The organism is Lysinibacillus sp. NPDC059133 (assembly GCF_042755925.1).
Classification (GTDB): Bacteria; Bacillota; Bacilli; order Bacillales_A; family Planococcaceae; genus Lysinibacillus.
Genome location: NZ_JBHZDH010000056.1, coordinates 1 through 13,872, shown reverse-complemented (window position 1 = coordinate 13,872; position 13,872 = coordinate 1). Strand labels below are relative to the sequence as shown.

Annotated in this window: 7 protein-coding genes; 4 read left to right on the top strand and 3 right to left on the bottom strand. The window is 35.9% G+C overall.

Annotated elements, in window-relative coordinates; all coding sequences use genetic code 11:
* Positions 1-289: 289 nt before the first annotated feature.
* Both ACFXN8_RS21955 and ACFXN8_RS21950 read right to left on the bottom strand, forming a co-directional pair.
* Positions 290-1,543, bottom strand: coding sequence for an HlyD family secretion protein (locus tag ACFXN8_RS21955; protein WP_386847655.1), 1,254 nt, complete (start codon positions 1,541-1,543; stop codon positions 290-292).
* The gene (locus ACFXN8_RS21950; protein WP_376073555.1) at positions 1,543-2,220 is read right to left on the bottom strand and encodes a hypothetical protein; all 678 of its coding nucleotides are present in this window, start codon (positions 2,218-2,220) and stop codon (positions 1,543-1,545) included. Before ACFXN8_RS21950 ends, ACFXN8_RS21955 begins: the two co-directional genes overlap by 1 nt.
* A 304-nt stretch (positions 2,221-2,524) precedes the next feature.
* Here ACFXN8_RS21950 and ACFXN8_RS21945 point away from each other — a divergent pair, with 304 nt between their 5' ends.
* The 4 genes from ACFXN8_RS21945 (at position 2,525) to ACFXN8_RS21930 (ending at position 11,073) form a co-directional block, all read left to right on the top strand.
* Positions 2,525-6,520, top strand: coding sequence for a cell wall-binding protein (locus ACFXN8_RS21945; protein ID WP_386847654.1), 3,996 nt, complete (start codon positions 2,525-2,527; stop codon positions 6,518-6,520).
* A 200-nt stretch (positions 6,521-6,720) separates the two neighbouring features.
* On the top strand, positions 6,721-7,800 hold the full coding sequence (locus ACFXN8_RS21940) for a CAP and S-layer homology domain-containing protein (protein WP_386847653.1): 1,080 nt from the start codon (positions 6,721-6,723) through the stop codon (positions 7,798-7,800).
* 220 nt (positions 7,801-8,020) lie between these two features.
* Complete coding sequence (locus tag ACFXN8_RS21935; protein WP_386847652.1) at positions 8,021-8,935, top strand: C40 family peptidase; 915 nt, start codon at positions 8,021-8,023, stop codon at positions 8,933-8,935.
* A gap of 218 nt (positions 8,936-9,153) precedes the next feature.
* The gene (locus ACFXN8_RS21930) at positions 9,154-11,073 is read left to right on the top strand and encodes an N-acetylmuramoyl-L-alanine amidase (RefSeq protein WP_386847651.1); all 1,920 of its coding nucleotides are present in this window, start codon (positions 9,154-9,156) and stop codon (positions 11,071-11,073) included.
* Between the two features lie 539 nt (positions 11,074-11,612).
* On the opposite strand, the gene ACFXN8_RS21925 is transcribed toward ACFXN8_RS21930, so the two are convergent.
* Positions 11,613-13,577 (bottom strand): S-layer homology domain-containing protein, encoded by a 1,965-nt coding sequence (locus tag ACFXN8_RS21925; RefSeq protein WP_386847650.1) that lies wholly within the window; start codon positions 13,575-13,577, stop codon positions 11,613-11,615.
* Between the last annotated feature and the right edge of the window lie 295 nt (positions 13,578-13,872).

The following is a 13,872-nucleotide window of genomic DNA, read 5'->3' as shown; positions in this document are numbered from 1 at the left end:
ATGAAACGTAAAAGTTGGATGCCATTTTGTTAAAACGTATGTCATGTGGATTAGTTGATTGGAGTGGAGACTGGACGCCCCCAGGAAAGCGCCCAGTCGGAACGGAAATCAACCCCTACTTTTGCCGAAAAGTCATACTTTATTTAATAAGTTATTTTTTGTTTTATAATGACCAATGAAAAAATCCGCTTAGATTTCTGTGAGGAGAGCAAACTGTTGCTGCTCTGTTCTTGCTCACAGAAATTGAAGCGGATTTTTACTATATATGGATGCTAACTAGCAACACATATTAGAAAACAATATATTTAATATAGTGTTTCCAATCTAAGTCCTTGAAATGTTTCCATTGGATTTTTTCGATAGGCATTGTACGGAAGGCATAGGCTGAAAGATTACGTTGTTTATCGGATAGCATAGGTGTTCCTTTATCTAAGCTGTCAGTAAAAATAGCTGACTGTGCAGTTTTAAAGTTAACATGAATATCCTTTAACGCAATTTTTCCATCCTGTCCAACAATGTATATTTTTTTACCTTTCTTTTTAGTAGCATGCACCCATGATTTATCTATTTTATAAGAATCAGATGCTTCGTTGACAATAATAGTGGCTTTGCCAGTAGTCGAAAATGGAATGTCCTCCATTGCATCATCTTGTTGTAACACTACTTCATAATTCGTTGGTTGAGGTAAAGTTGTTGTTTTTGCAAGTTCATTCCCCCAAATAGAAGAATCATCTGTAGCAATCGTTTGTTTTTCAAGTACAGTGCCAGATAAGGAATCTTTCAAATGTTTTACTTTAAAATCAACGGTTTGACCTTCCGATACTTTTTGCCATTCATCCTCTGATAAATAGGCAAGCATTGTTTTTTCAGTAGAATAGATTTCAAATGTGACTGTCCCAGCTTCCTCTTTAACGGCTGCAATAACACCGTCCACTGGGCTAACGACACCTTGGCGAGCTTGTATTTGTTCAATTTGTGCATCGAGTAGCGCAATTTGACGATCTGTCTCGGCAATATGTCGATTCAAAAGGGCGATTGCTGTCGATGGTGAGCTTTGTTGTCCTAGCTCCAATTTTAGTGTGACAGATAATGTGCCGTTTATTTGGTCCGTATTGACGGAGCTTTTCGGATCAGCATCATCATAATCATTTTCGATTTGAGAGAGCGCATCTTCTAAATCATTTCGTTCATTTTCATAGGCTGTACGTTCTGCCTCAAGCTTTGTTACTTCATTATCAACTTCTTCTGTTTTATAGGTAGCCAGTACATCATTAGGCGTTACTTTTTGGCCACGCTTTGCATTCACCGCAGATAAGCTTGTTGCATCAGCTGTAAGCGTGTATGTTTCAGCTGGAGCAACAATCGTTTCCTTATTAACACGCTCTGTATTTGTACCTTTATAGGCTTTTTGAAATTCATCGATAAAGTAGGATCGTGTAATTTTGCTATCGTCTTTAAAGACAAAATAAGCATTTACGCCGACTAATAGCATTGTCAACACGATGGTCAAGCTTGTCCAAGGCTTTGATTTGAAAAATGCCATTATCCTAACCCCCTAGTAATCCATTCTTTAATTGGTAAAACACTAATCAGACCGACAAATAAGGCCATAAATAGTTGTATACCAATAATTTTTACGACTAATAGTTTTCTACTCGCCTCTTCCTCCCATTTAGAAAGGAATGTGTACTGTACAACAATTGTTAGCATCGTCGCCACTGTCAATTGATTGAGCGTGAATAAGACGTAATCCGTATTCATCACCTGCAATGCAAGAGGCGCTAATGAAAAGAATGAAAAGAGTGTTGTATAGCCAGTTAAGTAGAAAACAGCAAATAATATTGTTTTTTCGATTAATAAAAATGTGACAACATATAATTGGACTTTTTTAATCCATGTATAGGGGATGTCCGTTAATAGATGTAAAAGGTAGGTAACACCGTAATAATGGAAGCAAAAATAGACAATAGCCCACAAAATGGCACCAAGCATCGAAAGGTAACGAGCCACGTAGTATTCATTATGTAAATCCATTGCGAACAATGTCGTTAAAGTTTCAGTACCCATCCCCCAATACTCACGTGCAGTGAATAGCAGAATGAATAAGATGAAAACCGTCAACGAACGTCTTTTGTATCCAATAATCTCACCTTCTTCTACAATCTTAGTAAAGTAGGTTGGATTTTTTAAGCTATGCCAAAATTTATAACGGTAAAACATATACAGTTTCCTCTCTTCCAAAATAGTAAATATCAAAGTTGTAGTATACACCTTGTTAAACGATATTGACATATAAAAATAGCTGTTTTTTTCCAAAAAATTTGTAAAAAAAACACTTTATGAAACTACATGTCGATTGATGAAAAACATCATATAAAACTATTGTATAGTATAATAGAAAAAACTTCCTGTATTTCTATCTAGTTATTATGAAAAAACTTTTGATACGCTTAATTTTGTAAATAATGGCTTGAAATCACATGGATTACACCGATATTAAAGTAATGAATCGAAAAATGAAAGGGTGGTTCGATTGAATCGAAAATTGACGGCAGGAGTCATTACGAGTCTATTACTGGCACCTACGGCTATAGCGAATGCGCAGGAAAATGATGCACAGTCTCGCGTATCAACTCAAACAGAGCAAGTTGCCAACGTTAACGGAGTAGCTGCCGCAACGACAAAAGAACAAATGATAGCACAATTTGCGAAGCTTTCCGAGAATTCGACAGCGGATGAAATGGTTATTGCAAAAGGTGATGTAGCAAATCTAGGAACTTTTGGTTTTACTAGCGATGAGATTGTTTTTATTCAAGCGAAGTATGACTATGTTGTCGAGCAACGCCGACTATTAGGCAAATTAAAGGAAATAGGGAATAACATTAGTGCAATAACGTATACAAGTAAGTCATTTATAAATGATGTGACAACTGAAGATAATAATTTTAAAACATTTTTAGGTAGTAAAGAAGCTGGTGATTCCTCTTATTTAAGTGTCCAAGATGCTTTTGGCAAAGCAGTGGGAATCGCTCTTGTTAAAGCTAGCGATATTGCCTCTACAATTCGCGGTACATCCTTACAATATGGCTATACTGAAGCAGAACACAATGCCTATTTTAAAACAAAGGGTGCAGATATTGATCGGCTAAAAAAATTAGTGGTTGATGCAACGGAAGCAGAGAAAGCCACTACCAAATTGGATGCTTTAGTTATGATTTTGAAGCAAACATCAGTAGATCCTTTAGAGATTGCTAAAGCAGTAGAAGCTGTTACAACAGAATATAATGCACTAACAGCGGATCAAAAGAAAGTAGTCGTAGCCTATAATCCAAATAACGATGCTGAAACACCTTATAAAAAGTATACCGATGCATTAACAAATATGTCTTCGGCTAATAAGGTAGTGCTGAGCATAACACAGTTAAAGGCAAAGCAGCCAGCAGACTTTACTTCGGCAACGAGTTATATCAGTGCAGTGACGGCTATTGAAACAGCTTATACTAAATTAGATGTAGATTCGCAGAAATTAGTGACGAATTATCAAGATTTACAGCCTTTTAAAGAGGCAGCAGATATTTCTAAGCAAATTACAGCTTTACGCATTTCGAGTGATGCTTCTTATCGTACTGAGGTAGATACATTAAAAGCCTCTTACGATAATTTATCGATTAATAAAGGGTATGTAAAAAATGGAGCGGATCTTGAAGTAGCTGCAGCTAATATTGCTTCTGCAAAAGAGATTGAAGGGCTGATTACTAAAATTAAAGGTGACACAGACAAAGTGGCGGCCATTATTGCTGCACGTGCCGCCTATAATACACCTCCTGCCTTAAATGGATCAACGATTAATGCGGCAAATGTGAAAAAAATCGTCAACAATCTAGCTGAGTTAACAAATTGGGAAAAGATTTATAGTGCGTCTTTAAGTGTGGATAAATTAATCGTTGCCATAGATCCGAAATCTTCTACTTTTGAAAGCAAAACATTTGCTGCCCAGACTGCCTTCGATAAGCTTGGAGTCAATGAAAAAGAACTAGTGAAAAATAAAAGTAGACTAGAGCTATTGTTCTCATTCGCTGATGTATCGAAAAAAGTAAATGCACTAAGCTCGTCTATGAAAGATTATAATGCACAAATAACATCATTACAGAAAGATGTTGCTGCATTAAATGCTGCGGGTAGCGAAGATGAAGCGGTGCTTAATGAAATTAAAGAAAAGCTAACGAGCAAATTGAACGCTCTTGAGAATGAAGAAAAAGCAGTACTAGACGTTATCAGTGAAATTGATAAATTAAAAACCTCTAATAATCTAGTAGTAGATATGCTAAAAGCACGCTCCGACTATAATGCACTTTCATCGGCAGCTAAAAGTCGTGTGACAAACATTAAAATCCTAACAGATTTAGAGAAATCCCATAAGGCTGTCGTCAATGTTATTGATCAATTTGAAAAGTTAGATCCAACATCTAAAAGTTATATTTCAAAAGCGAAATCTGCTTATACAGCTTACGCAAAGTTGGACGAGACAAAACAAGGGTATGTCAGAAATCATAAGGATTTAAAAGATAAGGTCGCTGTAACAGAAGTGATTGTTCAAATAAATGCTTTAAATCCATCCCAAAAGACATATAAAGACAATGTGGCGAAAGCAAATGAAGCGTTTAATAATTTAAAAGACCTTCAAAAGGATGTCGTCAATAGTGGTGAATTAGCAAAAGCACAGGGCTATATCGATACAGCCAAGGCATTCGATGATCGTGTCTTAGCATTAGCGAATGAACATCCAGATACTTTTGTGGCGAAGGTAGCTTCATTATCTGCAGAGTACAAAACAATGGATAAAAATGCGAAGAAACTAGTGGAGCAGGCAAAAACCTTAACCAATTACGAAAAAAATAATAAAGCGGTTATCAAGGTTATTCAAATGATCGATGCGTTAAATCCAACAAGTAAGGATTATACGAAAAAAGTACTCGCTGCGCGTAAGGCTTATAATGCACTGGATGAAGTATCGCAAAAACGTGTAACGAACTATGCGAATCTAACTGCTGTTGAAGATGTGGCTTCATTAATTGGCCTCATTGCAACATTAAAGCCATCAAGCAAGACATTCTACCAAGATATGAAAACAGCACGTGAGATGTACGATGCACTACCTCCAGAGAAGCAACAAGTGATCATTAATTATGATGCACTTGTAGCGGCAGAAAATGAGCAAGGAGTAGCACATAAAGTTGTCGAGCTTATTGATTTAACGAAACAACAAGATGGAGACTATTTAACGAAACTCCTGAATGCACGTGTAGCGTATGATCAGCTAACTCCAAATCAAAAGAAGTTAGTTACAAATATTAAAGATTTAACAGCACGTGAAAAAGAAGTAAAACCTATTTTAAATGTGATGCTGCAAATCAATAATTTGGATCCGGAATCCAATAATTTTGTCAGCAAGGTCAATTCTGCGCGTAAGGCGTATGATAATTTAAATAAAGATCAAAAAAAATATGTTACTAATATTGATATTCTACAAACTTATGAGCCCGTATCAAAGGTGATTGAATTAATTAGTAAACTGAAATCTTCAAGTAGTACATATCTTGAGGATACAACTCGAGCACGTGCGCTTTATGATGCACTAGCGCCAGATATGAAGCAATATGTAACAAACTATTACTTATTACAAGCAGCAGAAACAAGTATTTTAGGTGCTGGTAATGTCATGCAGATGATTAATGATTTACCGTCTGTTGATCCGAAGCAATATGTGAAACGTATTCAGGAAATTCGTGCAGCTTATAACGCTTTGCCAAAGGACCAACAAAGAGCCGTACAAAATTACAAAGTGTTACAAGATCAAGAGAAGCTTTTAAAGCCTGTTATTAGTGTTGTGGAGGATATTGATCGACTACTTACTGCTAAAGACATGAATAGTCAATATCAAAAGATCTTAAAAGCCTACGATAAGCTAAATGCCGAACAAAGACGATACGTCTATAATGACGATCTATTATTATCATTAGATAGCGTAATAAAAGTATATAAGAGCATTGCAAGTTTAAATCCAAAGGACAAATTTTACTTTGGTATGGTGGAAGCAGTACGAAAAGAGTACGATAGCTTAAATACGACAGATAAGCAAAGGATTACGAATTATTCGATTTTGTTAGAAGCGGAGAAAAGTATGGCTGATGTAAAGAAAGTCGTTGAACTAATTGCCGGCCTCTCACCAACCTCTTCAACGTATTTAGAAGATGTAGCGAATGCAGTTGCAGCCTATAAAGCTTTAGATTCAAAACTAAGAGGACAAGTCATCAATGATGATGTATTAAAGAAAGCTGAAAAGGATGTAGAGGCTGTTCTAAAAGTAGTTCAGGCTATCTCTGTTATTGATCCAGACAACGCGTCATTCGAGAAAAAGGTGTTAGCTGCTCAAAAACTATATAGCTCACTTACGCTGGAGCAGCAGGATTTAGTATATAACTACCGCATTTTAGAAGAATATCTAAAAATGCTTGATTAGTATTAGAAAGGAGGAGTTTTCCCATGCATATTTTGGGGAAACTCCTTCTATACTATATAAAACAAATTTATAAAGTTATAGCCTGCGAAATTCCCAAAAAAAGTGAAACTTTATCAATCAAGAAATCGTATGTAATAGGGAGGTTTACTATAATGTTTTGAGGGGTATTCATTTAAATAATATTAATATAGGAGGTAGCCATGTTTAAAAGGGTGATCAGTATAGTGGTACTTTCAATTGTTTTACTAGCTACAACTATTGGAAATTTATCTGGGATTAGTCAGGCAGAAGCGGCATCCTACATAGCTGTTGATGTGTCTAGTTCATACTGGGCAAGTTCGTCGATTCAACATATGCTATCGAAGCAATATATGACTACATATACAGACAATACGTTTAAGCCGGAGCAAGCGATTACGAGGGCAGAGGCGGCATCTGCAATTGCTCGGTCTATTCAAACAAACTCAGATACTTCGATTTCATTACACTTTAAAGATGTTCCTGCTTCACATCCTTATTACAAAGAAATTCAGAAACTTGTAGAATTAGGTGTTATACAAAATAGTGATGCCTTTCATCCAAGTGAGCCTTTAAAGCGTATGGAAGTTGCAAAAATGCTAGCACTAGCCTATCAGGTTAAAGTGGATGGTAAAAATAAAAGTAAATTTGATGATGTTCCTCCAACACACTGGGCAAAAGACTATATCGAATCACTAACAGACATAGGAATTATTGGCGGAATAGATGCTAAGCATTTTGCACCCAACAAATTAGTGACACGGGCACAAGTAGCAGTTTTTGTTGAACGTAGCCTAAATTTTCAGCAAAAAGTAAAGAAGCTTGAAGTAGCTTATGATTATTTAGCAAAAGATTATATACCAACAATAAATCTTTCAACAGCTTGGTCAAAAGAAGTCATTCGGTTAATCAATGTGGAAAGGGAAAAGAATCAGCTAGCGCCTGTTGAATATGATTCGAAACTGACACAAATCGCTATTATAAAAGCGCAGGACATGGTTAAACGTAATTATTTTGAGCACATTTCTCCTTATTACGGCGCCCCTTGGGATTTAGCGACATTATTTGATTATTCCTATACGAGCTTTGGAGAGAATATTGCAAGATATTTCAAATCGCCCGAAACAGTTGTAAAAGGATGGATGGCTTCTCCTGACCATCGAGATAATATTATGAAAGAGCATTATACAAATACAGGTGTTGCGGTTACACAAGATAGCAAAGGAAATTATTATTGGGTTCAACTGTTTTCGAGTCAATAATTGGTTATGTAACAAAGAGTTGCTAATGTTACATTTACGTTACAGATGTTAGAAAAAACCATTAAAATTTTTCCGTTTTTACGCTGATAAAGCCAAGAAACGTTGGTATATCAGCGTTTTTATTATTTCTAAAATCGTTACACAATTGAAAAATTAAAATACCACCTTTTATGATAGTCTATTTATAGGCAAAAAAGTTTAGAGGGGGTATAACAAAAGTATGAATAAAAAATGGTTATTACCGATTTTTGCATCTTTCATGTTATTTTCAACAACTCATATCGATTCAGCTGAAGCAGCGACTAAAACAGAAGTCACTGACACAGCTTCTAAATATTTAGGCATTCCATATAAATATGGTGGCACAACTACAAGCGGTTTTGATTGCTCTGGCTTTACTTCTCAAGTATTTGCAGATTTAGGCATCACATTAAACCGTACGTCAGGCGCACAATACCAACAAGGGACAGCAGTAGCTAAAAGTGATCTTCAAGTTGGAGATTTACTATTTTTCAACACAAGTGGCAGTGGTATCTCACATGTATCTATATACATAGGTGACGGTAAAATGATCCACTCTCAAACTAATCAAGGTGTTAGTTATTCGAACGTAAACGATCCATATTATTGGGGTTCTCGTTACGTAGGTGCAAAACGTGTTGCTACATTTGATGCAGAACAACAAGCTGAAGTAAAGAAAGTAGCAGTTGATTTTACAGTATATGCTTCACGTGCTGAAGCTGCTTCACAAATTGCGAAAGCTTTAAACTTAGATACATCTAACAAAAATAGTGATTTTATCGATGTAAAACCAACATATGAGCATGCAGGTGCTATTGCAGCTGTTGCAAAATTAGGTATTTTTGAAGGCGATGCGAATGGTAAATTCAATCCATCATCACCAATTACTCGTGCACAAATCGCGAAAGTATTAGTTATTGCTTTCGGACTTGAGAATGCTGGTCAAGAAGTAACATTTAGTGATGTACCACAAGATAGCTGGGCTAATCAATATGTTTCTATTCTTGCATCTAACGGTGTTACAAATGGGGATGGCAATGGCAGCTTTGGTATGGATGAATTACTAAAAATCAAAGAACTAAAAATGTTTATTGAAAGATTACAATCTAGATAATATTTTCATAGATGCATTGATTGCAAGAAAAGATCTTTTAAAATAGCTTATAATTAGAGGAGAGTTTGCAATTGCAGACTCTTCTATTTTTATGATAATTTCATTGAAAAGGAAGTGATTGGAAAAATAAACTTAAAAAGTGCTGTCGTATGATGATTTATTTAGTTAATTTTGTTAAAATGAATACTTAAGAGAACAGGAAGGGAGGAAATAAGACATTGAATCTTAAAAAAATTAGTCTTATTTTGTGCGTCTTATTCATTTCAGCTTCTATGTTTACTATACATAGTGAAAGTGTAATGGCAGATACAACTACAAATGTAACATTTGCAGATATCTCCAAAAATCACGAAGCTTATGAAGAAATCAATTATTTAGTTAATTTGGGTGTTATCCAAGGATATTTTGTAAATGGGAAAAGAGTCTTTGGCCCAAATGAGTCTGTGACACGTGAACAAGTTGCAAAAATGGTTGTCGTTGCCTCTGGTAATAAACCATTAGTTGTAAACAAATCAAGTTTTTCGGATGTAACAGTAGGCACTGAAATGTCAGGTTATATCGAACGAGCTGTGCAATTAGGATTCTTTTCAACGAACACACAAGGCAAGTTCTTACCAAAAAAGGCTATAACTCGTGATGAAATGAGTTATGTACTAACAAAGGCATTTAACTTGGACACAAGTGAATATGAAAACTTAGATTCACCATTTACTGACGTAGGTATTACACACCCTTACGTTAAATATGTAAATACAATTTACTATAATGGTATTACAAATGGAAATGGTAAAAATTATTTACCAAATAATACGGTTACACGTGCACACTTTTCATTATTTGTAGCACGTGCGAAAAATGAGAAATATCGTTTAGAGCTACCTGTTAAAGGGACATCTGTACCTGATACAAAAGAGGTTATTGGGCTAGTCAAAGTGTCGACAGATGGTCTAAATATCCGCAAAACACCGGATAGTTCATTAAATACTAACATTGTTGGTACAGTCAATAAAGGCGGCAAACTATCAGTTTATGAAGTTCAGGGCAAATGGCTAAAGGTAACATATAAAGGTGCATTTGCTTATGTTTATAAAGATTATGCACAATTTTTAGATGCAGATGGCAATGACTTAGGGTCTGTCCAAAAAGAAGTGGCATCTAAAGGTGCTATTAACTTATATGTTAAACCAACTTCTTCATCAAAAATCATTCAAACTATTAAAGCAAATGAAAAATTACCAGTTTACAAAACTACTGGTGGCTATCATTTAACGCAAGTAAATGGTTTACCAGGATATATTGTAGCGAACAGCACAACAGAAACGGGTAAAGAAGAACAACCTGATCCAACTCCACCTCCAACTCCACCTACAGCTTCAGGTGATGTAGTAGGACGAGCAACTGTTGGAAACCTAAATGTCCGTAGTGAAGCAAATTCAACTTCTACAGTGCTATTTAAGCTTAACAAGGGCGACTCTGTTAAAGTTAACGACATTAATGGATATTGGGCAAAAATCGAATACAATGGTAAAGCAGGTTATGTCCATAAATCTTATTTAAAATTATTAAATCAAAATGGTAAACCGTTGCAAAATCGTATTATTATCCTAGACCCAGGTCATGGTGGTAAGGATCCAGGGACAGTACTAGGTTCTTTCTCTGAAAAGAACATTACATTAAAAGTGAGCACACTTGTTAAGCAAAAGCTTGAGAATGCTGGCGCAAAAGTGTACATGACTCGTACTGGTGATACGTTCCCTACCTTACAAGGTCGAGTAGACTTTACGAGTGCAAACTATGGCGAGATTTTCGTGAGTGTGCATGTAAACTCTGCTACTAATACATCAGCATCAGGTACTGAAACATATTATGCTATTTCATCAGGCGATATGTATCAAGAGGATATTGATTTAGGCACTTTTGTAAATAATCAAATTGTAACCAATTTAAATATGAAGAATCGTGGCGTTAAACAATATCCATACTACGTAATTAATAATATGAGCATTCCATCAATTTTAGTGGAACTCGGCTTTTTAACAAATAGCGAGGACCGCCAAAAATTGACAAATGATGAATACGTAAATAAATTTGCAGATTCTATCTATAATGGAATTGAGCAATACTACAAAAAACAATAGTTTAGTTGATAAACATAGAAACTGTCTCAAAGGTGATTGACTCACTTTTGGGACAGTTTTTTTATTGTTAAGGAAAGGAAGGGCGTGTAGTCTTTATCCAGATCAATTCTATTGTTTGTCCACTGATTATTTTTATGTTTGAATGCAGGTTCTTATGCATAGATAAATAAATTTAATTTGAGGCTTTGAAGAGGGCTGTTTCAAAAGCTCGATTAGGTTAGGTAACTGCTCGGGTTTACAGTAGAACGGATCAGGTAGGGGAAAGAAGTGCATGGGTTTGCAGTAGAACGGATCAGGTAGGAGAGAAAGAAGAGCTCGGGTCTATCGGAAAACTGATCAGGTAGGAGAAAGAAGTGCTCAGGTCTGCCGGAAAACTGATCAGGTAGGAGAAAGAAGAGCTTAGGTCTGCTGGAAAATTGATCAGGTAGGAGAAAGAAGTGCTCACATAATTGATTTAGCCATCGGTTTTGGTACAGCTCGCTGATTTTCGCAACATGAAAAAGGCTGCCCCGAAAATAATCGGAGACAGCCTCTAATTGCTACTTCACGGTATTAATGAATTTAACATAATCTTTACTGATGTAAGCTGGTTGTGTTTGGGGTTTATCAGAAAGTACCTCATACCAACCATTAACATTTGTATCTGTTACAATAACGGGCATACCGCTTTTATTAAATGTGTAAAGTGGACTTTGACTTGTTGATGCATCTGGACGAACATTTAGACCAGCTGTTGTCGTACGGCCAATTTTGTATGGATTTTTTGCATCTTTAAAGCCTAAAGCTTTTTCGTTACGGTAGTAGTGTCCAGCAATTTTAGAACCCCAAAATGGATCAGAGGCATACTTCACGTTAAATCCGACTTCCTTAGAGCCAATCACTGCACCATTTGTGTAAGGACCGCCTGGTGTAATGTAATTTGGCTGCAAGAACTTATCAACAAGTTCATTAATATTGTCCACTACACTATCAAACTTTTTATTTAGTGGATTCGTATCATATACATATAAACCAAATAAGTTGTTGAGATCTTGAGCATGGGGACTCATACCATATGCACTCTCATGCTGGGCAAGCGATAAAATAAGCATGGCGTTAATTTGATCATTTGCTTCGACTTCTTTTAAAACTTTCCCTAAACCGATTAACTTACTTTTTTTAGTCGCATTCTTATAAAGACTAGCCCCTGAACTTTCAAGCTCAGCTAACTTTTGCAAAATGTAATTATCTAGTTCCTCTGCTGTATATTGAGTTTTCGCACGTGCAGGTAAAAATTGATAGTAATTATAAGCTTCACCTATCGATGAGCCACTAGCATTTGTGAAATTAATGCCATTCCAGCTAAAGTACTTTTCGCCTTGCTTCATGAAGTCGGGTGCTTTTCCATACACATAGCTAGAAGAATATTTATTTGATTTATAATCATATAAAGTATGTTTAATTTCACCATTCTCGTTTGTATAGTAAGAACGACCCTTACTTAAAGCAGAAGGGATTAAAGTGACATCGGCATGTTTTAAATACCCAACATGACCTGCTAAACTAACTTTTACTTGTGTCGCATCACTGCTTAAATACTGCATTTCTGTATTAGCAGCAACACCGATTTGATCGTTAATTGTTTCAGATTTAAGTGCTACATAATTATTGGTTACAACATAACCAGATGACATTTTCATAATTTTATCATTTAACGTAATGACAAGTGTATTTTTTGACAATGCTTTTTCAGCAGCGTCAAAGCTAGAAAAGCCTTGGTTCCCAACAAGACTACCATTTGAAATTTCTTTTACGATGTACTTAGTAGAGTTGTCATTACCAGTTTCACCAGTGTTCCCGTTATTACCGTTATTTCCTGTATTGCCGTTGTTACCATTATTACCACCATTATTTTTAACATCGTCCGCTAAAAGTATTAAGCGTAGTACAAATGTAGATGCCTCGCCAATTGTGGCATTATCTTTTGGTAAAAACATTCCATTGGAGCTACCTTTAATAAGCCCTAATTGTGCGCCAATCGCAATGTCTTGGCGGAAGTCTTTAAAAATAGCTGCATTATCCTTAAAAGTAATGGATGACGTACCTTTAGGGATTTTTAGATAATCAACAGCTCTAATTAGCATAACTGCCATATGCTCTCTTGAAATACGGGCATCCGGTTTAAATGAACCATCTGTATAACCGGTGATGATCCCAGCAGAAGCAGCGAGTTTAATATCTGCTGCAAACAAATGTGTATCTGGGACATCTGTGAAACTAATATTATCTTTTTTCTCAAGGTTTAAAGCCTTTGCTATGTAAGTAGCAAATTCACCGCGCGTGACAGTGTCATTTGGACGATAGCTTCCATTGGCATCTTGCTGTAATGCATCTTTGGAAATTAAATAGCGTAAACCACTTTCATGCATATGTCCTGAGAGCTCATCAGCATATGCCATATTGGGTTGCCAAATAAGCAAGCTAACAAGTGCCATTAACACCGTTATCATTGATAGTTTTTTCATAGTTTTAATCCTCCTAAGCTTCTATTATTTTAACAAAGTTGGAGAATTAAGATAAGGGTCAAATGTTAGAAATTACATAAAATATACCAACATAAATTTGCTATTAACTATACTTTTGAGCTATGTTAATAGAAATAGATGGTTAGACAATGAGCTGACTACTCCCACAGCTAAAGCAGTGGGGTTCTTATATACTTAAAAGAAGCGTTACAAAGCTCTCCACAGATGGTGTTGCCATGTCCTGTGTACAACATCTTTGATTTATCCTCTGTTCCATAAGACTTTCTTATTTACA

What these genes read in the sequence shown, in the direction of transcription:
- ACFXN8_RS21955 (WP_386847655.1), bottom strand. Translation starts at nt 1,543, where the DNA reads ATGGCATTTTTCAAATCAAAGCCTTGGACAAGCTTGACCATCGTGTTG.
- ACFXN8_RS21950 (WP_376073555.1), bottom strand. Translation starts at nt 2,220, where the DNA reads ATGTTTTACCGTTATAAATTTTGGCATAGCTTAAAAAATCCAACCTAC.
- ACFXN8_RS21940 (WP_386847653.1), top strand. Translation starts at nt 6,721, where the DNA reads ATGTTTAAAAGGGTGATCAGTATAGTGGTACTTTCAATTGTTTTACTA.
- ACFXN8_RS21935 (WP_386847652.1), top strand. Translation starts at nt 8,021, where the DNA reads ATGAATAAAAAATGGTTATTACCGATTTTTGCATCTTTCATGTTATTT.
- ACFXN8_RS21925 (WP_386847650.1), bottom strand. Translation starts at nt 13,577, where the DNA reads ATGAAAAAACTATCAATGATAACGGTGTTAATGGCACTTGTTAGCTTG.